This is a genomic window from Pseudomonas sp. LBUM1645, assembly GCF_059716185.1.
On record NZ_CP166811.1, the window covers coordinates 4612819 to 4633785 of the forward strand.

The 20967-nt window shown below is 60.3% G+C and carries 22 protein-coding genes; 6 read left to right on the plus strand and 16 right to left on the minus strand.

The window, feature by feature from the left end; genetic code table 11:
- Nucleotides 1-35 precede the first annotated feature (35 nt).
- Genes ACA079_RS20765 through ACA079_RS20775 form a run of 3 tightly spaced genes read left to right on the plus strand, consistent with a single transcriptional unit; the run spans nucleotide 36 to nucleotide 4211 of the window.
- Nucleotides 36-2282, plus strand: a complete 2247-nt coding sequence (locus ACA079_RS20765; RefSeq protein ID WP_497700757.1) for a cadherin-like domain-containing protein — start codon at nucleotides 36-38, stop codon at nucleotides 2280-2282.
- A 60-nt stretch (nucleotides 2283-2342) separates the two neighbouring features.
- Complete coding sequence (locus tag ACA079_RS20770; protein WP_497700758.1) at nucleotides 2343-2804, plus strand: curlin; 462 nt, start codon at nucleotides 2343-2345, stop codon at nucleotides 2802-2804.
- Nucleotides 2805-2831: 27 nt separating this feature from the next.
- Complete coding sequence (locus tag ACA079_RS20775; RefSeq protein ID WP_497700759.1) at nucleotides 2832-4211, plus strand: curlin; 1380 nt, start codon at nucleotides 2832-2834, stop codon at nucleotides 4209-4211.
- A 276-nt stretch (nucleotides 4212-4487) separates the two neighbouring features.
- On the opposite strand, the gene ACA079_RS20780 is transcribed toward ACA079_RS20775, so the two are convergent.
- Nucleotides 4488-4805, minus strand: a complete 318-nt coding sequence (locus ACA079_RS20780; protein ID WP_497700760.1) for a DUF6124 family protein — start codon at nucleotides 4803-4805, stop codon at nucleotides 4488-4490.
- A gap of 556 nt (nucleotides 4806-5361) precedes the next feature.
- On the opposite strand from ACA079_RS20780, the gene ACA079_RS20785 reads away from it, so the two are divergent.
- From ACA079_RS20785 to ACA079_RS20795, 3 genes are all read left to right on the plus strand, one after another.
- Nucleotides 5362-6705 (plus strand): hypothetical protein, encoded by a 1344-nt coding sequence (locus tag ACA079_RS20785; protein ID WP_497700761.1) that lies wholly within the window; start codon nucleotides 5362-5364, stop codon nucleotides 6703-6705.
- On the plus strand, nucleotides 6698-7084 hold the full coding sequence (locus ACA079_RS20790) for a hypothetical protein (RefSeq protein ID WP_497700762.1): 387 nt from the start codon (nucleotides 6698-6700) through the stop codon (nucleotides 7082-7084). Before ACA079_RS20785 ends, ACA079_RS20790 begins: the two co-directional genes overlap by 8 nt.
- 327 nt (nucleotides 7085-7411) lie before the next feature.
- Complete coding sequence (locus ACA079_RS20795; RefSeq protein WP_497700763.1) at nucleotides 7412-7795, plus strand: hypothetical protein; 384 nt, start codon at nucleotides 7412-7414, stop codon at nucleotides 7793-7795.
- A gap of 791 nt (nucleotides 7796-8586) precedes the next feature.
- On the opposite strand, the gene ACA079_RS20800 is transcribed toward ACA079_RS20795, so the two are convergent.
- The 15 genes from ACA079_RS20800 to ACA079_RS20870 form a co-directional block, all read right to left on the minus strand.
- Nucleotides 8587-9453, minus strand: coding sequence for a CsgG/HfaB family protein (locus tag ACA079_RS20800; RefSeq protein WP_056746588.1), 867 nt, complete (start codon nucleotides 9451-9453; stop codon nucleotides 8587-8589).
- Between the two features lie 31 nt (nucleotides 9454-9484).
- Nucleotides 9485-9919 carry a curli assembly protein CsgF gene (locus ACA079_RS20805; RefSeq protein WP_497700764.1) on the minus strand — a complete coding sequence of 145 codons (435 nt, stop codon included), beginning with the start codon at nucleotides 9917-9919 and terminating at the stop codon, nucleotides 9485-9487.
- On the minus strand, nucleotides 9916-10314 hold the full coding sequence (gene csgE, locus ACA079_RS20810) for a curli production assembly/transport protein CsgE (protein WP_497700765.1): 399 nt from the start codon (nucleotides 10312-10314) through the stop codon (nucleotides 9916-9918). The genes ACA079_RS20805 and csgE overlap by 4 nt, the downstream gene beginning before the upstream one ends.
- Nucleotides 10311-10856: a type II secretion system protein gene (locus ACA079_RS20815; RefSeq protein ID WP_497700766.1), complete on the minus strand. Its 546-nt coding sequence runs from the start codon at nucleotides 10854-10856 to the stop codon at nucleotides 10311-10313. Before ACA079_RS20815 ends, csgE begins: the two co-directional genes overlap by 4 nt.
- Nucleotides 10831-11205: a type II secretion system protein gene (locus ACA079_RS20820; RefSeq protein ID WP_497700767.1), complete on the minus strand. Its 375-nt coding sequence runs from the start codon at nucleotides 11203-11205 to the stop codon at nucleotides 10831-10833. The genes ACA079_RS20815 and ACA079_RS20820 overlap by 26 nt, the downstream gene beginning before the upstream one ends.
- Nucleotides 11206-11209: 4 nt before the next feature.
- The gene (locus ACA079_RS20825; protein ID WP_462001742.1) at nucleotides 11210-11683 is read right to left on the minus strand and encodes a type II secretion system protein; all 474 of its coding nucleotides are present in this window, start codon (nucleotides 11681-11683) and stop codon (nucleotides 11210-11212) included.
- A 2-nt stretch (nucleotides 11684-11685) separates the two neighbouring features.
- Nucleotides 11686-13515, minus strand: a complete 1830-nt coding sequence (locus tag ACA079_RS20830) for a secretin GspD/PilQ domain-containing protein (RefSeq protein WP_497700768.1) — start codon at nucleotides 13513-13515, stop codon at nucleotides 11686-11688.
- Nucleotides 13512-14033 (minus strand): hypothetical protein, encoded by a 522-nt coding sequence (locus ACA079_RS20835; RefSeq protein WP_497700769.1) that lies wholly within the window; start codon nucleotides 14031-14033, stop codon nucleotides 13512-13514. Before ACA079_RS20835 ends, ACA079_RS20830 begins: the two co-directional genes overlap by 4 nt.
- Nucleotides 14033-14581, minus strand: a complete 549-nt coding sequence (locus ACA079_RS20840; protein ID WP_415769850.1) for a GspMb/PilO family protein — start codon at nucleotides 14579-14581, stop codon at nucleotides 14033-14035. The genes ACA079_RS20835 and ACA079_RS20840 overlap by 1 nt, the downstream gene beginning before the upstream one ends.
- Nucleotides 14568-15113 carry a PilN domain-containing protein gene (locus ACA079_RS20845; RefSeq protein WP_497700770.1) on the minus strand — a complete coding sequence of 182 codons (546 nt, stop codon included), beginning with the start codon at nucleotides 15111-15113 and terminating at the stop codon, nucleotides 14568-14570. Before ACA079_RS20845 ends, ACA079_RS20840 begins: the two co-directional genes overlap by 14 nt.
- A 1-nt stretch (nucleotide 15114) precedes the next feature.
- Nucleotides 15115-15918, minus strand: coding sequence for a hypothetical protein (locus tag ACA079_RS20850; RefSeq protein ID WP_497700771.1), 804 nt, complete (start codon nucleotides 15916-15918; stop codon nucleotides 15115-15117).
- Complete coding sequence (locus ACA079_RS20855) at nucleotides 15899-17605, minus strand: GspE/PulE family protein (RefSeq protein ID WP_497700772.1); 1707 nt, start codon at nucleotides 17603-17605, stop codon at nucleotides 15899-15901. Before ACA079_RS20855 ends, ACA079_RS20850 begins: the two co-directional genes overlap by 20 nt.
- Nucleotides 17606-17689: 84 nt before the next feature.
- On the minus strand, nucleotides 17690-18223 hold the full coding sequence (locus tag ACA079_RS20860) for a response regulator (protein ID WP_497700773.1): 534 nt from the start codon (nucleotides 18221-18223) through the stop codon (nucleotides 17690-17692).
- A 221-nt stretch (nucleotides 18224-18444) separates the two neighbouring features.
- Complete coding sequence (locus ACA079_RS20865; RefSeq protein ID WP_497700774.1) at nucleotides 18445-19398, minus strand: peptidylprolyl isomerase; 954 nt, start codon at nucleotides 19396-19398, stop codon at nucleotides 18445-18447.
- Nucleotides 19399-19413: 15 nt separating this feature from the next.
- On the minus strand, nucleotides 19414-20964 hold the full coding sequence (locus tag ACA079_RS20870) for a cytochrome c/ABC transporter substrate-binding protein (protein WP_497700775.1): 1551 nt from the start codon (nucleotides 20962-20964) through the stop codon (nucleotides 19414-19416).
- Between the last annotated feature and the right edge of the window lie 3 nt (nucleotides 20965-20967).

Below are 20967 nucleotides of genomic sequence, written 5' to 3' on the forward strand. Positions count from 1 at the left end.
ACGCACACATGCCCAGATCCTCATCAGGAGGCATCATGAACAAATTGCCACGCCTGGCGCTCAACGCCCTGGGACTGACTCTATCGCTGTCCGGCAGTGCTTTCGCGCAACTCGCTGCCGTCGACCCCGGCCCCTACACCTTTGCCACCGGGAAATTCCCGATGTGGTATCAGGACAGCACTCTGCTGTCGCTGGAACTGTGCCAGTCGCGGGCTACCAGCACGCGGGTACCGAGCGCTCCTGGCGCGCCAACCTACATGTGCATCCTGAATCCGGAACCGGGGTTTTTCGACGACACCCAGCCGATGGTGTTTCCGGATAACTGGCCACCGGAAGCGTTCTGGTACCTCGCCGAGACCAGCATCAATGATGTCGGCGGCTATGGCGTGGATGCCTACGTGGCCGGGGTCGAAGCGGCATTCACTGCGGAAGACCCTATCGACGGCGACCAGGCAAGCTTTGCGCGGATTCGTCTGCGGGTGAACGTGCCTGTGGCCGGGACCTACACCATCACCCACCCGTACGGCGTGGAAACGGTCAACGTCACCACACCGGGCCGCCGGGCGATCAACATCACCCGCGACATCGGCATCGGCGCACCGGGCAACTTCTCCGGCGCTCTCAATGGTCAGGTCGGGCCATTCCTGCGCAGCGTCAACGGCCCCTACACCGAAGTGAACCCGGACACCGGTTCCATCGAGACATTCGTAGGCGATCCGAACCTCACCGAAGCGGTCACCGGTAGCCCGTTCAATAACAACTTCCTGCGTGTGCAGGGGCCTGCCGGGACCATCCAGACCACCCTCTTTACCGTGTCCGGCAAAGTCCTCGACAACCGTGCGCAAACCCCGGTGGAAATTGGCCGCGCCACTTACCGCCGCACCTCTACAGGCCCGGGCACCAGCAGTACCCGGGTAGAAGTGTTTGGCAAGTCGGCCAACGGTTCGAGCGTGTGTTTCCGCGAAACCGTGGCCCTGGTGCCCGGACCACCGAAGACGCCATGCCTGACCAACATGCTCGGCGACAACACTGGCCTGTTCTTCGGCCAGCGCCTGACGGGTGCCACCGTGCCTGCGGTGGTGGTGGTCACCGCCACCAACCCGGCCGGCACCACCCGGCCTACGGCAGTGTCGAGCAAGGTCGCTGACCTGGTGAAAATCCAGACCGCTCGCTACAGCTGGAGCAATCACAGCCTGCTGATCGAGGCCACGTCCACTGATGAAGTGGCGGTGCCAGACATGGTCGCGCAGGGTTACGGACGTCTGTCGAAAACCGGCACCCTGCAAAAAATCACCGTCGCCGATCTGTCCCAGCCCCCCGCAACTGTCACGGTCAAATCCGCCGCAGGCGGCAGTGACACCGAGCCTGTCGTTGTAGTTGGTTCCGCACCGAATACCGGTGAGAACCAGGCGCCACTGTCCGTGGCCGACACCGGCAGCACCAGCTTCGGCGTACCGGTCACCCTCAACCTGCTGGCCAACGACAGAGACCCGGATGGCAACACGCCGCTGAGCATCACCGCGCTGACCCAACCGGCCGCAGGCCAAGGCACCGTGGCGTTGAGTGGCACAACTGCGGTGGTCTACACCCCGCCCGCCGTGGTCACTGTGCCGTTAACCACGACCTTCACCTACAAGGCTCAAGACATCAAAGGCCTGGCTTCGGCTACCCCAGCGACCGTGACCATCACCGTGGCGCCTAACCGGCCACCGGTGGCGGTTGCCGACAGCATCGCAACCCTGGGTGTGGCGGTTCCGATCAACGTGTTGGCCAACGACACCGATCCGGAAGGCAACGTGCCTTTGGCGGTCGCCAGCCTGACCCAACCTGCAGCCGGCCGTGGCACGGTCAGCAGCAACGGCACGGTGATCACTTACACCCCACCGGCCACGGTCACGACGGCCTTCACCACGACCTTCACCTACATCGCCCGGGACAGCTTCGGCGCCCTGTCGACACCGGCCACGGTCACCGTGCAAGTCTCGCCAAGGCCTGCTGCGGAAACCTTCACGGTGACCACGGCGACGGTGTCGGCTCGCTCCAACAACCGCTTCACCTGGGACTTTGCAGGGACTTCATCGGTGATCACCGGCAACACCATCACCATCAGGGTCTCCACCCCGACCGGGCTGGCAACCCTGGGCACCACCACGGTACCGGCGACCGGTCGCTGGAGGCTGACGGTGAACAACACCACGACGGTGATTCCATCGGCGAACCCGACAGCCACCATCACCTCGTCCCAAGGCACCGTGCGCACGGTGTCGCTGATCTCGAACTGAGCCCTCGCCCCACCCACCGATTCGGTGGGTGGGGCCGGCCTCTTCCCAAAGGACGCAGCCATGAAAACCTCGACCGCCGCCCTGCTCTGCCTGCTTCTGCTTTGCAGCAGTGCGGGTGTGCGCGCCGATGACTTGATGGAAAACGATGACCTGGGTCCCGGTGGCGACCTCGGCGAGTTACCACCACCGATTGGCCAGCAAGCACTGATCGATCAGAACGGCCAGGCCAACGTTGCGTTGCTGCAACAGAACGGCCAGTCGCTGCTCGGTCGCATCGTCCAGTCGGGCAGTAATCAGGAAGCCTACATCCTGCAACAAGGCAGCGACCTGATGGCAATGATCACTCAGCAAGGTTCCGGCAACGCCGCCTCGATCACCCAGACCGGCAGCCACAACCGCGCGCAGATTTCCCAGAACGGCAACAACAACGACGCCAGCATCGATCAGGCCGGCACGGGGCTTTCAAGCGCCGTGACCCAGTCCGGAAACGGCATGAGCGTTTCGGTCAAACAATACCGCTAAAGCACTGCACCATTTGGAGGTTTCATCATGTTCAAACTGACGCCCCTCACCGCTGCCATCCTGGTCCTTGTCAGTGCCCAGGCGATGGCCGACGACAGCGTTTCCACCCAGGACCAGGTCGGTACCGCCAACATCGCCGACGTGAAACAAACCGCGGCCCCGTTCAGTACCGCCACCCAACAACAACTCGGCGAGGGCAACGACGCCGCAGCGGTGCAAGACAACGCCACCGGCACTATCACCCAGGATCAACTTGGCGACTTCAACGCCGGTTACGCCGAGCAACTGTTCGAAAACGGCGACACCATCACCCAGCAACAGGTCGGCAGCACCAACACCAGCCATGCCAGCCAGTCGATAGGCGTAGGCGGTAACGAAGTGCTGCAACAACAGCAAGGCAGCGGCAACTTCTCGTTCATTTATCAGGACACTCAGGAAGGCACCCAAGCTCAAACCTTCCAGTTTGGTGACAGCAACGAGGCCAATGTCGAACAGATCCAACTGGGCACTGCCAACAACGCAGTGATCATCCAGTACGGCACCGCCAACTACGCCACCGCCGAACAGATCGCCCACATGGGCGGCCAGATCAATCTCAACCAGGCGGGCGAAGGCAACTACGCCTATGGCGACCAGCGCGACGGCAACGGCGGCACCGTAACCATCAACCAGTTCGGCGACTTCAACGGCGCCGAAGTCTGGCAAGGCGGGCAAACCGCCAGCGAGGCCACCGTCAACCAGTACGGGCAAACCAACGAGACCGTGATCGACCAGAGCTTCGGCGAAAACAACGTCGCCCAGGTGCTGCAAGTCGGCGACCTCAACGCGATTTATGCTGACCAGTTCGAATCCGTCGGCTCGACCCTGGCGCTGTACCAGCAAGGCACCGGCAACGTGCACTTCACCTACCAGAAGGGCGACAGCCATGTGCTGAACGCTACCTCCGTGGGTAGCGATAACAAGGTCTACGCCAGCGACTGGAAAGGCCCGGAAAAGGGTGGCCAGTTCGGCAGCAACCAACGTGCAACCGTCAACCAGAACGGCACCAACAACACCGCCAGCTTCAAACAGGACGGTATCGGCCACGTGATGACCACCAACCAGACCGGCTACGGCAACAAAACCACCATCAAACAGGCCGAAAACTACAACGAGCTGTACTTCGACCAGAACGGCAGCGACAACATCCTCATCGCCGACCAGCGCGGCACCTCAAACCTGGCCCAGGGCAGCAGCAACGGCATCGGCAACACCACCAACTTCGACCAGTCCGGCACCATGAACGTGGCCTACGTCACTCAGGGCGGCACCGGCAACATTGCCACTGTCACTCAGAGTGGCATGACCCAGACTGCAACCGTGCAGCAGCTGGGTACTGACAACAAGGCGACTGTGCTGCAGCAATAATCACAAGGCGTAAAAAAACCGCGACCCTGGGTGGGGGGGCGCGGTTTTTTTTGGGCTGTGAACACGATCCCTGCAGGAGCATGGCTTGCCCGCGAAGAACGATGACACGGTCAAACTGCCGAACGCCTAACTGTGGCGAGGGAGCTTGCTCCCGCTCGGCGGCGAAGCCGTCGTAACACCAGTGAATGCGGTGTGTCAGTAGAAATGTGTTTGCCGGGTTTGGGGCCGCTTCGCAGCCCAGCGGGAGCAAGCTCCCTCGCCACAATGGTTCAGCGGTTAGCCCTGCGGATCGATGTTATCCAACGCCCGATTTACCGCCAGGTCGGCCAGCATGATGACCTGCTGAATGCCCAACAACATGCTGCGCTGTGGCCCCTCGACAAACACCGCGAAATCACTGGCCATGACTCTCGCCGAAGCCAGCGATTCACAGGCGTGGGCCAACAGGCTTTCGGTGTCCATGTCCGCGACGATAGCGAACATTCTGCTGGGATTGTGGGGGGCGGAGTTTTTGAGAATGGCAGGGTTGAGGTGGAGGTCGGCGGTAGTGCTTTCGGTTTCTGATTCGGGGGGATTGGGTGTGGGTTTGAGCATGGTGAAGCTCCTTTGGAAAATAGCGCCACCAGTACCTGTCGCTAAACAAGTAAGGGTGGCGACTGTATGCAGGTTAGCGAACCGGTCAAAGGCACCCGGTAGACCCGAAGATCTCCCGCATACAGCCACCATAACGTAATTGCAGACGTCAAAAGTCTGCAAGAAAGTCTGGAGCACTGATGCACTTTGAATAGTCCGGGTCGCTAAACCCGGCCGCTGAATTCAGCGGCCCGGAAACGATAAAGACCAGGTACAAAGCACACAAGCCGGCGGATTCTGGCGTAGTCGTAGGCAACGGCGCAAGGATCTGTAGCTTTCAGGAAGTAACGCTAAACGCCATTAAACACGACCCTCGAATCAGCACATATTCCCCCTGTGGGAGCGTGGCTTGCCCGCGATTGGTCCTTCAATCCAACCAATAACCCGCTGACAAACCACCCTCCCCCAAACACCGAGAAAAATTCGGACTTCCCCTACAAACCAAAACGAATCCCCCGGCATCCACCCTCAAGCCCCATCGCCAAAGTGCCCTATTTCCAAGGATCGGGCACAACGCGTGACCAAACTCATCCCCCAACACCAACTCGCCGGCCAGAGCGGCCAGGTGCTCGACAGCCATCAAGCTGCCGATGCTCTTCGTCAGGCCCTGAACTACCCATACGACTTACAAGGCTTCGACGACCTGCTGAATGCCGTAGGTGCCAACCACTCCAACTACATGCAGGCCGCCCACCAGCAAAAACTGATCAACGCCGTGAGCAACGGTGATTGGGTAATGGTCACGCCTCGCGTCAATCTGGATAACAGTGGCGGTTCATGGAATGGTTTCAAACCCAAACCCGAACCACCACCGGCGCAACATCTGGTCGAAGATCACGCCTTCACGCAGCCCAAACCGGCGGAGTCCGGATTTCACATAATTGAAAAGCCCATGAGCCTTGAGTCGCTGGAACGCTCGCTATACGAGAGTTCGCCAAGTGATGCGCTACGTCGCGAATTTCGTTCGCTCAATCGCCATCTGGGTGAACACGTGAAACCGGGGCAAATGGTGATCTTCAGCGATTCACGGCACTACATGTGCCGGCGTGAAGAGGCGCAGATGATGATCGCTGCCGAGAAGGTCAATGACGCGCTCAAGGATCTGAGTGATGAAGAGGCGTCGTTCATGGTTGAGCACCATGAAGTGATTGAGCCGTTTTTGGAGGTGTCTGCGGGGTCGCTAGGGGTGGCGTCATTCATGATTGGGCAGCATCTGGAGAGTCTTAAAAACAATCTGAAAAATCTGGAAGAGCTACATCAGCAGCAATACCGACAGTACGGTCACCTGAACTCCACGGAATTTTTTGCCAAGCGTAAACGCATCATGGCGAATCTGGATGCCGGGCTGGGACCGCTGGTGCGTAAAGGCACCGGAATGGCTGATCATCCAAAGCTCAAACGAGCGCTGGGGTTGTCCACTCGACGAACAATTCACCGCTGGGATAAGGCCGGGGCACCGATGCAGCTTCCGGGCTATGCCACAAATATTGATGGAGTGGCCCGAGCGGCAAAATATATGCAAGCCGGTGGTTATGTCGGCATTGGCTTGGCGACTGCAGCCGCCAGCATGCGGATCAATGAAGTTTGTCGGGCAGGAGCTGATGAGCCCTGTAGGAAGGTGAAATATATCGAAGGAGCAAAGCTGGCGGGCAACGTTGGTGGGGCTGCCATTGCAACGACCTACACAGCACCGATAACGATGGAGTATTGCGCAGGTGTGGCGTTGAAAACGCGCGGTATCGGTGGAGTGATTTGCGTCTTGGTCATAAGCGGTGCGGCAGCATCGGCAGGTGGAAATGCAGGTTCGAAAGCCGTCGAATCAGCAGCTGAAGTCTTATATGAAGCTACTGTCCATGATTGAAATAAAATTGCTTTACGCCGCGATCGTGGTTGCGTTGTTCTTCTTCATTGCTCTCAACCTGGCGGTGGTGGTTTATGTAAGCTTTTTCAAACTCAGCGAAATGGAGTCTCACCTCACTCACTGCTACCTCATTCAGGCTAACAACAAGGGGGGTAATGGCTTGTACAGTCGCAGGCATCGGCTCAACTTGATCACCGCCATAATCCGCAAACGCCCCTCTAGGCTCTTGCTGGATGATCCCCTTGCACTGGAAGACATACAGCGTTTTCCTTTGCACCTACGGCGCTGGATAGAAATTCCGTATCGAATCAATGCATGTTCTGTCTTCGGCATATTTGTTCTCTGGGGATGGACTGAATACCTCGGATTGGTGAAGTAAATGAGGCAATGTTGATTTACGGTGATTCGGTAGTTTTAGTCACCGTCTTCGCTTGCTAGCTCTGCTCCCACATTTGATCTGGGAACATCTGTCAGAGCTTAGTCGGCTGTCAGGCCGCAATCGCAGGCAAGCCAATAACCTACTGACAAACCACCCTCCCCCAAACACTTAGAAAAATTCGGACTTCCCCTACAAGCCAAACCGAATCCCCCGGCATCCACCATTGAGCCCTATCGCCAAAGTGCCCCGTTTCCAAGGACCGGGCACAAAGCTTGTGACCGACGGCGGCGAACTGATTGGGCAAGAACTCTATGAGCATTCTGAATAATGGAACTCACTAGATCAACACTCGCCTGGGTCTGGGGAGCGCTTATCCTGCTGAGCCTTTTCGACGTAGCTCTCATTTTTTATGCTGCTCACACAAAACTCGAAGCGCTGGAAAAGCATTTCAAACAACTGGATTCCATATGCGTCAACCGCCTCACGTGGGGCACGGGGCATCATGGAAGAATTTTTCGTCTGGCCGCAATCAGCGCTTTAATCTCGTCTAAAAAAATTCAGCGCCAGGAACCCTTATCAGTTGAAGAAGTGAAACGGTTGCCTAAAAGGCTTAAGCGCTGGGCAGCGTATCCATTTCATATTGCCTATTTCGTTACAGGGGCGGTGGTGGTTCTTTGGCTATATGGGAAATACACCGGCCTACTCAAATGAAGAACCAGCAGCTAACTCTACGACCCAATACGAGTCCCTGAGATTTACTGCCTGTTCATTCTTCGGTTTGGTAGCGCTTTGGCCGCTGGGGAAGGCCACTGGGCTACTGGGCGTACACCCTGTGTGAGATAGGTCGGCTATCAGGCCGCCATCGCGAGCAAGCTCGCTCCCACAATGGATCGGGTACACCTTTCGCTTCTCACCACTCAACAGGCCGAGCGTTAGCTCGCCTGCAGCTCTTGATCTTGATCCACCCGCCCCTTCGGGAGGCTGAGTGGAGGTGTTCATCTGGGGGGTAGGCGCGCAGCGCCGTTCGACGCAGTCGAACACATCGAGAGGAGGTTGAAGCGAAGCCAACCGGAGGCGATGCCCCCAGATGAATGCCGGAGCGAAGGAACGCCGAGCCTAGGCGAGGGGCCGGACGCTCGGGGCGAAGACCTTTGCTTCCTTTGGGGCGTTTGCCAAAGGGAGTCGCCGTAAGGGCGAAACCATTAGCGGCCGTTACCGCAGAAATGGATATGTACACCTGAAAGAAATAGGTCGGCTATCAGGCCGCCTTCGCGAGCAAGCTCGCTCCCACAGTTGGACTGGGTACATCTGGGGGAGACTGGTCGGCTATCAGGCCGCCATCGCAGCGATGCGGCGACCCGACAAGCCAGCTTCCACAGTTGGACTGGGTACATCTGGGGGAGACTGGTCGGCTGTCAGGCCGCCATCGCGAGCAAGCTCAGCTCCTACAGTTGATCTGGGGACATTTGAAAAAGCCAGGTCGGCCCGAAGGCCGCCTCGGCTCACTCCTCCTCACCCTCAGGTACAACCTTGTTCTGAGTCAAATACCGGTCAAGCGTCGCATTGTTATCAGGCGAAGAATTATCCCCCGCCACCTGCCACAACCGCCGCTCAATCCCCTGGGCCAAAAGGTGCCCAACAGCCGCCTCGATCGCCGACAACACACACAACTGCGCCGGCTCGTTCGTGGTGTACCCGACCTCAGCCTCCAGCAACTTCTTGAACTCGATAAACTTGAACACCCCCGCACTGCGCCCAACAGAATAAATCGTCTTGCTGGTCATCACATTCGCCAACACCTGCCCACTGCGCACATCCACCGCACGAAGATTCACCGACACCTGATCCACCCGATACTCCCGGGAAATATCGATCCCCAAATACCGCGCCCCTTCCCCACCGCTACGCACGTTGGTGTCATAGGCAATGATCCCGCCCTCAAGCATCAAATTGGCCGCCTGCAACGGTGGCAACTCACCCTGGATATTCACCGGCGTATTCGGTTTCTTCTGCGAGGCGCGAATGATCTTGCGCTCGGTCAGCAAGTTCTGCAGCCCCTCACGTTCCAGCACCACAAACCAGCCACTGGCCTGCAACGCATCCATCAACATGCTCGCCGCGCCCTGGGTCACGCTGGTGGAAAAAGAACTGGCCGGGGTCGGTTTGTACTGCCCGGTCTGATCCCGGAAGCCATACACCACCGCCATCAACCGCCCCTTGGGTCGTGGCATGTTCAGCAAGTCGTAATAGGTCGACGCCCGGGGTGTCAGGGTCGGTGATTCGGTGTCCTGCTCGGCCCCCATCGGCTCGCGCAAACTGCACCCTTGCAATGCCGCCAACATCAGCCCCAGCGCTATTATTTTTTTCATGTCCTTAACTCCCCATCGATCCAAGTCCCCGTCAAGGGGCCAGGCCATTCACCTGGATTTCGGAAACTTCACCGGTCGCTCGGTCGGTCACTTCAATAGTCAGTGCACCGGAGTCGTCGATGACGTTCACAACAAAAGCGTCAGTGGTCAGGCTCCCGGCATTGCCCGCGGAGATGTTGTCCATCAACTGCCCCAGCAACCGTGATTGCAGCTGACTGGTGAAGCGCTCCAGGGCCGACGTGCCGGCCGCGCTGGTACGGTTCTTCAAGTCAGGGTCGTCGTAATCGTTCTGCGCCTGGGCGTTGTTGAGCAACCAGGTCCCGTTCAGCGGGTTGCCGCCAAACGACGGGTTGATCGGCGTGTAGACCAGCTCCGTGGCCTGGACCAGCCCACAGCTGCCTGCCCCTGCAAACCAGAAACCCAACAACCACATGCCTCTGCGTTTCGAGAAAGTTCCAGTGTTCATAGTTCGTCCCTCTCAAGGTCGGTGGTGTCCTGCAACAAGGCTTCCAGCTTGCGCTGGACGATCTGCACGCGGACCAGATCGGCAGCCTCATAAGCCTCGTCCTTCAACTCCACGGTGTTCGGCGGCAGGAAGCGCCGATAAACCAATCGTTGCTGAAATTCCACGGTCACCAGGCTGCCCCAGCGTGCCGAAGGTCGTTCACGCACCACCAGGTTGAAGTCCATCGGACTGGTGGCGCGCAGGCGTTCACTGAACGAGTAGTAAAAGTCGTGGCCGATGTGCGAGATCGTGTCGTCGACGATAAAACCCAGCATTTCGTCTTCTTCGGCGGCCGAGACGAAGGACGTCATCAGCATCAGCATCAGGACCAGGGCCGGCAGCCAGTGTCTGTTCATGGCAGCACCGCCCCAACGCCTGAGGCGTTTTTGGATTGGCCTTTGGGCGCGGACGAGCCATCGAGGAAGGCTTTTTCGGCCACGAACTGCCAGTCCTTGTAACTCGCCATGCCGGTGAAGTCCGACCATTGACTGGGGAAATCCGCCTGCTTGAGCGGCGTGTCCGTGGAGGGGCTGCTGAGGCCGGTGATGCGTCCGTCAAAACCGCGCATCAACGTCCATTCGCCACCACCAATCGGGTCCGGGTAGAGGTTGCGCAAGTGGTGTTTGGGCGACGGAAAACGCTCGTCCTGCAACAGGTCCGCCAGCTCTTTGGGGTACTGGGCCAGGCCAGGTGAACTGCGGTAATAACTGCGCAATGCCTGAGCGTATTGAGTACCGACCCAGAGCAACTGGCGTTCACGATCACGGCGCGATGCCGTGGACCACAACTCACCGGCGCTTGCCAGGCCCAGGCCCATCAGCATGATCAGAAACAGCACGCCCAGGTAAGTGAAACCCGCCTCATTCGAGGGCTTACCACTCGGAATAAAGGCTGCCATCACGCGCCCTCCCTGTGGCCCCGCTTTTGATATCAGCAACCCCGCCCGGGACGCCGTCAGGCGGCGCCACCAGCACCCAGAGGTCTTTGCGTTCGGCAATCGGGTCCATCGGCGGGTTGCGCAGGTAACGCTGCTCGACCAACTGTTCGATGGAGTCGGGATAACGCCCGGTGTCGCCGTAGTAGTGGTCCAGTGCTTCGCGCATGGCCGACAGGCTCTGGCGCAGCGTGGTCTCTTTCGAGGCCTCGAGGCTGTTGAAATAGCGTGGCATGGCGATGGTCATCAAGGTGGCGATGATTGCCATGACCACCATCAGTTCCAGCAGGGTAAAACCCTTTTCCCGACGCATAATCTCACCACTCCCGGTAGGCGATGCCGTTGAGACCCTTGCCGCGCGCCTTGGAGTAGACGTCAAAAACGTCTTCGCCTTCGCGCGGGTTCTGAGCCGTGCTGTCGTAGGAGCGCACGCCCCAGCCGCCTTCGTCGTTACGCTTGACCGGCGCCAGCGGGTCATGGGGCACGCGCCGTAAAAAGAAGAACTTGGCACCCTTGGCGCTGCGCACATCGCGCACACCGTCCACCAGCACTTGCAGGTTCGGTGGGTAGCCGCTGCTGTCCAGGGATTTCTCGATGTAGCCGGCGTCGAACGCCCGTTTGTAGGCGTCGATGGCATCGCGAATCTGATACAGCGCCGTGCGCAGTTCCTGCTCCTTGCCCCGGCGCACCACGGTCTCGGTCAGCGGCGCGGCCATGCCGGCCAGCAGGCCGATCAGGGCCAGCGTCACAACGACTTCGATCAGGGTAAAACCGCGTTGCGAGGCGTTCATGATCAGGGCTTCTCGACGACAACGCGGGTGGATGCAACCGGAGCACCGAGGGTCTCTGTGGGGCTCGTCGAGTCCATCCCACGGTCCGGTGCCTGAATGTGCATGCTGGTTTCAGTGCCGGTGGTGAACTCCATGTCCGACGGGCTCTGGTACGGCAGGTTGCGCACGATCCGCGGCGTGATCGACAGCACCAGCTCCGACTTGCCGACGGTGTCCTTGTTGCTGCCGAACAAGCGGCCAAGACCTGGAATGTCGCCAAGGCCGGGGATTTTGTTGCCGGTGGCGCCATGGTCGTTGCGCATCAGGCCGGCGAGGATCTGGGTTTCGCCGTCATGCAGACGCAGGGTGGTCTGGGCGTTGCGGGTGTCGACCTGAACCGGAATCGTGCCCTGGCGGGTCGGTTCCAGCGGCGTGGCGTTACTCACTTCCAGGGCGATTTTGATCGCCACTTCGTTGTTCAGGTGCACGGTCGGCTGTACTTCAAGTTTAAGACCGACATCGAGGTAGGTGACGCTTTCGGTGATCACCGGCCCTTGAGTCGAAGGCACCGAGGTGGCACTGATGATCGGTACGCGCTGACCAATGTGGATGCGCGCCTGTTCGCGGTTGCTGACCCGAATCACCGGGCTGGCCAGGGTGTTGATGTCGTTGTCCTGGGCGTTGATCTTGGCCTGCGGCGACGGCGAGATGGAGATCCGGCTGGAGTTGATGCCTTTGAGTTGATCGAGCAGAGTCACGGCCGAGCCGTCGCTGTTGACCACGCCGAAGGTGTTCGGCCATTGCAGGCCAAGGTCGAGAATCCGCTGGGTGGCGACTTCCATCACCTCCACTTCCAGCACCACTTCAGGGTTGGACTGGTCCTGCGATTGCAGGAGTTTTTCGGCCATGCGGACAGCGTCTTCAGAGTCGCGCATGGTCAGGGTATTGAGGCGTTCGTCGACGAACACATCGCGGGTCTTGAGCATGGTTTTGATCATGTTCAGCGCGGTGTTGGCATCGATGCTGGTCAGGTAGAAGGTGCGCATCACCAGCTCTTGGTAATCCTTGAGCTTCTGTGGTGAGTCCGGGTAGATCAGCAAGGTGTTTTCGTTCACCACTTTCTGGTGCAGCTGGTTCTGTTGCAGCAGCAGTTCCACGGCGTCTTCGATACGCACGTCACGCACGAAAATGGTGGCTTTCATGTCCGGGCGCAGATCCTTGTCGAAGATGAAATTCAAACCGGCGACCTGCGACAGCACTTCGAAGATGGTTTTCAGGTTGGCTTCGCGAAATTCCAGGGTCACCGGCCGATCGAGACGGGTCCGCAGTTGTGGATACGGAACCACGTTGCGGCTTTGCACCAGGCGGACGTCGCTTTGCAGCTCCAGCGCCCCTTCATTCTTCGGGTCCAGCTCGAGGATCTGTTTCACCTGGCGGTCGGCGCCGTAGATGTCACCGCGACGCAGGTCACCACGGGCCAGTTCGAGTTTTTCATCCAGGCTGCGCATGTGATCGAGCTGACGCAGCGAGTCCTGGGCACGGCGGTTGTTCGGTTCGATGGTCAACACCCGGCTGTAAGCCTGGCGGGCAGACGCGAAATCACGCAGGGCGCGATCCATGTCGCCCTGGGTCAACAGCGCCGTCACTGCACGAGCACGGCCGCTGTTCAGGGCCAGGTGCAGCTCGGTGTCGCGAGGGTTTTCCTTCAGCCCTTCCTCGATGCGGGCCAGGCCGGCTTCGTATTGTCCGGACTCCATCAGGTCGGTCGCCTCTTGCTTGGCAACCTGCGCCGAACTGCACGCGGCCAGTCCTGCACAAAGGCAAAGGTTCATCAGCAAACGGGATCTGTTCATTGCGTGCTCCCCACAGACAAAGTCTGAGACAAATGCAAAGGCAGGTAGACAAAGCTGAGTTCCACGTCGGAAATCCCCTCGATCCGCCAGGTGTCGTCGATCACATCCCCCTTGCGCACGACGTATATTTTTTCGCCGTTCTGCAAAAACACTTGCAGGTCGGAACGGTCATTCAGCTTGCCAATGAACTGGAATGGCATCGGTGGTGCCGTGGGGACTTGCACCACCGGGGTCAGGTTGACGGGTTGTTCGGTGACGGTGGCGAGCTGCGGCGCAGCCTTCCAGCTCCGGGCGGCGAACAGGTCGCCAGCCGGGCTCAGGTCCTTGATCGCTGCCGATGTTTTGCCGGCGGATGTTGCGGGCAGCACACCACGGGTTTTGCTGTTGGTCGGGGTGGCCACGGCGGCCACCGAAGCATCGCCCTCCTCGGACGACGAGGTGAAGTATTCAGGCAACCAGGTCAGCGCCGCTGCCACGCCGAAGAACGCCACCCAACCCACTACGCGTTTGGTATTCATCATGACCTCGACAGGTAAAGGGTCATGCGGATCCGCCCGGTCAGGTCGGTGTCGGCGATTTTTTTACGCTGAAACTCCACGTCCTCCACCACCACCGCCGGTAGCTGGCCGAGCAAGGCGTGCAGGAAGCGCCGCAGTTGCGGGTAGCTGCCGCGCACCGGCAGCAGAATCTGATAACGGGCCAAGTGTGTCTTGGGGTCGATGCCCAGGGAATATTCGCCACGGGCCAGGGTGATGTGCTCCTGAGCGGCCAGTGCGTAAATCTTGTCGATGGCCACGGTGGCCTGCGGCTGGGACGGCAACTTGCTGCGGAAATCGTCGAGCTGACGTTGCGGCACCACCGGCGCGGCGATACTGCCGTCTTCGACTTTGGCCAGGTATTCACCGGCTTCGCGCGTCTGCTGGCTGAGGGTTTGTAGCGACTGCCAGTCCGGCATCAAGCCGACCAGGCCATACACCAGCGCCAGCAGCAACATCGCCAGCCCTGCCAGGCCGGGAATGCCCAAGCCTTGCAGGTATTCGTGGACGATCAATCTAGGGATTTGCATCGCCGATCTCCCAGCTAGCCGACAGGTTGAATTGCACCGGGTGTTCCGGCACGTTCGCGACGATTTCGTGGCTGAGCAGCGACACATCGGACAGCTCGTCGCTGGCTTCGAGGCTGCGGTGGAAGTCGAGCATGGCTTCCAGATCCCGCGCTTCGGCACTGATTCGCACTTGGCCTTTGCGGGCATCCGGGGTCAGGGTCAGCAAGGCAATGTCGTCTCGGGGCATGGCTTCGAGCATGGCGAACAGACGCTCCCAAGGCCGGCGCAATTGCTGGGACACCTTGCGCATCTCGGCCAGGTTGTGCGCCTGTTCGCGGGTTTCGGCCGGGGTCAGGCTGACCTTGCCGCCCATGTCGCCGGTGAGTACGCGCTGAGTGGTTTGCAAGTGGCCTTGCTGTTGCGCGGCCTGTTCGCTGAGGTGCTGCTGAACCAGCACGCAGGTCAGCGTCAACACCACGCCACCGACCAGCAAGCTCCAGCCCAAAGGGCCCGAGCGACGGCGCGGCTGGAAGTCGAGCATCAGGGCGCGCATGTCAGGCCACCGCCCGGGACATGACGTACAAGCCATCGCGTACGGATGTCCGGTGTTCTTCGAGGGTGCGCAGGTGCACACCGGGTACGTCAGGGTGCGAGTCAATGCGTGCCGGCGCGTGCAGGTAAACGTTCAACGGCCGCTCGCTGGTGGACGCCTGCAATTGGCTTTCACGACCGATCAACGCAGTCAGTGCGGCGTCGCTGTCGCTGCTGCCCACCGAACGCACCGCCGCCCAGCGCCCTTCCCGCGCCAGCAACAACACACTGCGCACTGGCTCGGCGACGACGAACAGGAAGTCGCCGGCGTCGAAGCTTTTATCGAAGTGATTGAACGCCGCCATCAGGTACGGCTGCACCGAACGCAGGCGCAGGCCACGCCCCGTGACCAGCGTGCGCAGATGCGTCAGCAAGTCCTGCGGCAGCGCGGTGGCGACCCGGTCGTAACCCGCCGGCTCAGCCGACAGCACCATGTTCCAGGGTTGCGTCGGTACGCCGTAAAGGTCTTCGAAACACAGTTGGGCAAACCCGAGCAATTCGGCAGGGCTGTTGATCTGTTCGCTCCAGGGCACCAGACAGAAGCGGCTGAAGTGCCCGGAGATCACCACACTCAATTCGGCACCGGGACGGGTGTATTCGCCTAGCAGACGGTCGAGGGTTTCCAGCGCCACGGCCCAGGCATGGAAGCCTTCGTCGATAAAACCGACGCTGCCCAGCCACAGGGTTTCACTGCCACGGCGCTGGCCCAGACCGACACCACTGGCGCCGAGCACGGCAACAAAACGATCACGAGATAAAAGTGACACGATTGATCTCCTCGAGCGTGGTCCGCCCCTCTGCAACCAGTTCCAGTGCCGACTCGCGCAACAGGCGCAAGCCACGGCTGCACGCCAGGGCCTTGATTTTCGAAATGGGTTGGCGCTCGACGATCATTTGCCGCAGTTCGTCGTCGAGGTGCAGCAGTTCGGCAATCGCCGTACGCCCGCGGTAACCGGTGCCCCGGCAATGACCGCAGCCCTTGCCGTGGACAAAGTGGTAGTGATCGACCTGTTGCGGATCGAGACCGGAGAGGCGCAACTCTTCATCGGTCGGGTAAGCCGGCGCGCTGCAACTGGAGCAGACCAGGCGGATCAGCCGCTGGGCCAGGACCGCATTGAGTGCCGACACGAGGCTGTAAGGGTCGATTTCCATCTGGGTGAACCGGCCGATCACGTCGAACACGTTGTTGGCGTGAATGGTGGTGAACACCAGGTGCCCGGTGAGCGCCGATTGCACGGCGATCTGCGCGGTGTCGGGGTCGCGGATTTCACCGACCATGATCTTGTCCGGGTCATGACGCAGGATCGAGCGCAAACCCCGGGCGAAGGTCAGGCCTTTCTTTTCGTTGACCGGGATTTGCAGCACGCCCGGCAGTTGGTATTCCACCGGGTCTTCAATGGTGATGATCTTTTCCACGCCGTGGTTGATCTCGGTGATCATCGCGTACAGCGTGGTGGTTTTGCCGCTACCGGTGGGGCCGGTCACTAGCACCATGCCGTAAGGTTCGGCCGCCAGCCGACGCAGATGGCGCAGGGTTTCTTCTTCGAAGCCCAAGGCTTGCAACTGCACGCCGCAGACCTTGTCGGCCAGGTCCTGTTTGTCGAGGACCCGCAGCACCGCGTCTTCGCCGAAAATGCTCGGCATGATCGACACCCGAAAGTCGATCTGCCGGCCGCTGATGCCGATCTTGAAGCGCCCGTCCTGGGGCACGCGTTTTTCGCCGATGTCCAGTTCGGCCATGACCTTGACCCGGGAAATCACTTGCTCGGCGAATTCGCTGCCCTGGATTTTGCTGATGTTGTTCAGCACGCCATCGATCCGGTACTTGATCACCAGGCCGCTGCCGGTGGTGCCCAGATGGATATCACTGGCGTGCATTTTCAGCGCGTCGTAGAGGGTCGAGTTGACCAGTTTGACGACGACGCTGGCGTCCTCGCTGATGCTGGTCAGGGACAGGCTTTGCAGGGTATCGATTTCGACATTGGCGTCGGCCTGGGCGTTGAGCGATTCCACCGCGTGGAAGCTCTCTTCGTGGCGGGCCAGGTAGGCCTTCAGGTCGTCGGCATGCACCAGGTACAGCGGCGCACCGTGCAGGCAGTCGTCGATCCAGGCCAGGCGTGAGGTATCGAAGGGGTCGGCAAAGACGCCAATGACCGCATCGTCGTGACGCAGCAGGATGAATTCGCGTTTGAGGCATTGGGCCAGGGTGACCCGGTCGAACACCGGGGTGGCTTTGAACAGGCTGTCGGTGTCGAGCACCGGATAATGCAGGGTCGCGCCGAGGCACTGGATGAAGGGCATGGGGGCCAGTTCGCACAACCCCCCGAGGGCTTCCAGTACCCGTTCACCGGAACTGGCGGCCAGGGAGCGTGCCTGGGCCAGTTGCTCACTGGAAAAGCGAGACGGTACACAGTCCAACAGCGCCGGTTCGACGGCAAGGAATAGACGGTCCATGGCATGCTCTCCAACGCCGGGGGCTTTGAGCCCTGTCGACGCGGCAGGCCATTGCGGCGGATGCCGGAACGTCTTGTCGCGCCACTACTCCCCGGTGAGCAATTGTTCGTCGTCTGGTGCCATGGAGGTCGATAGACTTTGTCGACGTTCTGCCAGCACCCAACTGCCGTCGTACAACTGCAGCGGGAAACTCTCGGTCCTGCTCTGGCGTCGTTCGACAAAACCTTTTGAATTGCTCATGCCTGCTTTGGCTTCGCGCTCAATCCCCAGAAGGTCGCAGACTGCTCGGGCCAATTCCGCCAATGGAAACGGTTTGAACAGGATATGGCTGACTCCCAGTTGCCGGGCCCGCTCACAGACTTCAGCGGTTGGGTGCCCGGTAATCAGCACAAAATGACACTTCCTGTTCTGGCGGACAGCATCGAGCACCTCAAAGCCTTCCATGTCGGGCAAGCGGTAATCGAACACCATCACATCGGGTGCAAACTGTTCGGCTTCACCGATACCCGTCACACCGTCACGTGCAATCCGGACGTCGAGCTCTTGCGCCTGAAGGTAATCCTTGAGGTTTTCGGCAAGGAGCTGTTCGTCTTCGACAACCAGTACTTTGTTTAACAAGGTCGACTCCTTGAAACCGCAGGTCCGATGTTCCAGCCCTGGGAGTACGCGCCTTCACTGAGGCTAACGCACACTTCATGCCAGGCTGAGCGCCGGTTTTTTACCGTTGCACGTCTTTGATTTTCATGAAAAAACCATTTCGTCCAGAAACTCCATCCCCCAAAGGCGGGGAAGCACTCGGATACGCCTTGAAGCTTTTCCCCACTATTGGGGGGGAACCTTCAATCATCGTCAATCCGTTCGATTCGATTGCTTGATCGCAGCTGCGCGAGAACCTGAAGACGAGCTTGAGCCTGTTGCTGTCGGGCAAGGTAAGCCCGGACCATTTCAAGCCCTTGCACCTCTGAGACATCGGTCGCCTCCAAGTGGTTCTGTAGGTAGATTAAATGCCATCCCAACGGCGTACGCACCGGTGCACTGACCGTCTCCGGTGCCAGGGCAAAGGCCGCGGCTTCGAACTCAGGCATCATCCGCCCACGAGGAAAATAGCCCAGATCTCCGCCCTCGCTAGCGGAAGCGTCTTCGGAACCGGCCCGGGCCACGCTGGCAAAGTCTTCACCCTGACTGATTTTCACACGCATCTCCTCTAAGCGTAGCCGGGCTGCTTCAACTGTGGCGGCATTAGCGCCTTGAGGCACTTTGATCAGGATGTGCCGTGCCTGGATTTGTTCCGGCCGGCTCATCTCGGCGCGATGCTCTTCATAGAACGCACGGACCTGTTTTTCGTCAGGCCCGGCGACCTGGGTAAGGTCGGCAAATACTTGCTGGGCCGCGAGCTCACGGCGGGTGTACTCGGTGTAACCGACTTCGTCGAAACCGGCCTCTTCCAGGCGCCGGGCGAACATGTCGCCACCGCCCATGGCCTGCCGGGTCTGATCGACCTGGCGTTGGACCACCGCGTCACTGACCACCACCCCGCGCTTGACGGCTTCTTGCCAGAGCAATTCTTTGTCAATCAAGGCTGTCAGTGCCGCCTGACGTAATTGCTTGTAAGCCTTGGGGTTGCGGATGCTGCCCACCGCCCGGCCCTGGTCCTCCAGGTATTCGGCGAAATAGCGCTCCAGGCGAAATTCGGAAATTTCCTCGCCATTGACCCGCGCGGCGGCCGGGCCATTGCTGCAGAACGCCACGGGAACCCACAGCGTGAGCAGGAGCAACAGAGTCTTGAGCGTCATGATCGAGACCTCCAGTCAGGGTGTAGCGGCAATGGGTTTATAGGGCGCGACCAGATAGAAGCGCTGGTCGGGCAAGTCCACGGTGACGATATGCGCGCCACGCAAGCCGAGGCGGCGGCCCGGACCGAAGCTGATCAGCGGGGTCAGCCCGGTATCGAAGTCATGCAGGCCTTCCAGCGCACTGATGAGTTTCTCGCGGCTGGCGTCGCGCCCGGCCTGTTTCATGCCTTCGCTGAGCAGCAACATCGAACTGAACGCGCCGACTTGCAGCATCGCATGCTGACCGCCGAGCCCCTGGCGTTCGCGCAGTTGGGTCAGGGCCAGGCGTCCGGCCAGCGTCCAGTCACTGGGCACGAACGGATAAGCCAGAAACACCCGCCGGGAAAAATCACTGGGCACCTGCAACAGATCACCCGCCACCTGGTTCGACGCAGCGAACAGATAAGGCACCTGCCCCGCCGCCTGCAAGCGCTCGGCGAGGTGACTGAAACCGCCCCCGCTGCCCAGGTAAAACACCGAACGCGAGCCCAGTGGCAATTCGTCCTGCGCCGAGTCGTAGACTTTCAGACTGACCTTTTGCCAGTCGTGATCCTGCAAGTACTGGCCGAGGCTCTGCGCCGCCAACCGTTGACTGGGTTCGTCCGGGTAGGTGATCAGCGTCGGTCCCTGGAGCACCCGTAAATTAACGGTGGCGTACTCGGCCAGGGCGATCAGTTGCTCGCGCAACCCCGGCAGCGGTTCGAAAATCTGCCGACTGGCCTGCGCCGTGCCCAGCAATGACAGCGGTCCGATCAGCGGAACGCCGGCCCGTTCCAGGCGCGCGGCCAGGTCCGAGTCCAGTGCCGGCGCCAGCGGCGCGATCAAGGCGAACACCTGTTCCTGCTCGATCAATTGATCCAGCGCCTGCTCGGCACTGGCGCGGTCCGGGCCCGGATCGATGATGGTCAGGCGCAACTTCCGGCCATGAATCCCGCCCGCTTCGTTGATTCGCGCCACGCTGCCCTGGAGCACCGCCGCCACCGTGGCGCCCTCCTCGCTCAACGGTCCCTGATGTGGCAACAACGTGCCCAGGTGCAGACTGTCGGGGGTCAGGCCGGGGTCGCGGTCCTCGGCCACGCGCTTGAGGTAGGCCGTGAGGTTGCGCTGATCATTCATCGACAGGACGAAGCGCGGCATCGCCGGGTCGAGCCGATTGTTGCCCGGATCACGTCCTTCCTGAATGGCACGCGCCAACGTGCCTTCGGTATACGCCGGGTACGCACGGCCATTGATTTGCTGCTGGCCGTAGGTGCTGGTGAGCCGCGACCAGCTGAGGTCCGGCGGTCGCACCCCGCCTTCGGGTCGCCCGAGGCCATCGGCGCCGTGGCAGTTGGCGCACGGCAGGCTGGTGGCCGACAACAGTATGTCCGCCGCCCCGACCCGCGCCATGATCGGCTCGCCACTCGCGGACACACCCTCGCGATACAGCCGTTTGCCGGAGCTTTCGCTGGGGCTCAGCGGCAACGCATCAGCGGCGAAATGCAGGCCGCCGAGCAGTAGCAGGCCGAGAGCGAGTGAAGTTCTCATGGC

Excerpts from the sequence above, each read along its gene's own strand:
- ACA079_RS20790 (WP_497700762.1), top strand. The coding sequence starts at position 6,698 with ATGATTGAAATAAAATTGCTTTACGCCGCGATCGTGGTTGCGTTGTTC.
- ACA079_RS20780 (WP_497700760.1), bottom strand. The coding sequence starts at position 4,805 with ATGCTCAAACCCACACCCAATCCCCCCGAATCAGAAACCGAAAGCACT.
- ACA079_RS20800 (WP_056746588.1), bottom strand. The coding sequence starts at position 9,453 with ATGAAAAAAATAATAGCGCTGGGGCTGATGTTGGCGGCATTGCAAGGG.
- ACA079_RS20870 (WP_497700775.1), bottom strand. The coding sequence starts at position 20,964 with ATGAGAACTTCACTCGCTCTCGGCCTGCTACTGCTCGGCGGCCTGCAT.
- ACA079_RS20805 (WP_497700764.1), bottom strand. The coding sequence starts at position 9,919 with ATGAACACTGGAACTTTCTCGAAACGCAGAGGCATGTGGTTGTTGGGT.
- ACA079_RS20775 (WP_497700759.1), top strand. The coding sequence starts at position 2,832 with ATGTTCAAACTGACGCCCCTCACCGCTGCCATCCTGGTCCTTGTCAGT.
- ACA079_RS20815 (WP_497700766.1), bottom strand. The coding sequence starts at position 10,856 with ATGGCAGCCTTTATTCCGAGTGGTAAGCCCTCGAATGAGGCGGGTTTC.
- ACA079_RS20765 (WP_497700757.1), top strand. The coding sequence starts at position 36 with ATGAACAAATTGCCACGCCTGGCGCTCAACGCCCTGGGACTGACTCTA.
- ACA079_RS20840 (WP_415769850.1), bottom strand. The coding sequence starts at position 14,581 with ATGCAAATCCCTAGATTGATCGTCCACGAATACCTGCAAGGCTTGGGC.
- csgE (WP_497700765.1), bottom strand. The coding sequence starts at position 10,314 with ATGAACAGACACTGGCTGCCGGCCCTGGTCCTGATGCTGATGCTGATG.
- ACA079_RS20830 (WP_497700768.1), bottom strand. The coding sequence starts at position 13,515 with ATGAACAGATCCCGTTTGCTGATGAACCTTTGCCTTTGTGCAGGACTG.
- ACA079_RS20835 (WP_497700769.1), bottom strand. The coding sequence starts at position 14,033 with ATGAATACCAAACGCGTAGTGGGTTGGGTGGCGTTCTTCGGCGTGGCA.
- ACA079_RS20825 (WP_462001742.1), bottom strand. The coding sequence starts at position 11,683 with ATGAACGCCTCGCAACGCGGTTTTACCCTGATCGAAGTCGTTGTGACG.
- ACA079_RS20865 (WP_497700774.1), bottom strand. The coding sequence starts at position 19,398 with ATGACGCTCAAGACTCTGTTGCTCCTGCTCACGCTGTGGGTTCCCGTG.
- ACA079_RS20795 (WP_497700763.1), top strand. The coding sequence starts at position 7,412 with ATGGAACTCACTAGATCAACACTCGCCTGGGTCTGGGGAGCGCTTATC.
- ACA079_RS20845 (WP_497700770.1), bottom strand. The coding sequence starts at position 15,113 with ATGCGCGCCCTGATGCTCGACTTCCAGCCGCGCCGTCGCTCGGGCCCT.
- ACA079_RS20770 (WP_497700758.1), top strand. The coding sequence starts at position 2,343 with ATGAAAACCTCGACCGCCGCCCTGCTCTGCCTGCTTCTGCTTTGCAGC.
- ACA079_RS20855 (WP_497700772.1), bottom strand. The coding sequence starts at position 17,605 with ATGGACCGTCTATTCCTTGCCGTCGAACCGGCGCTGTTGGACTGTGTA.
- ACA079_RS20820 (WP_497700767.1), bottom strand. The coding sequence starts at position 11,205 with ATGCGTCGGGAAAAGGGTTTTACCCTGCTGGAACTGATGGTGGTCATG.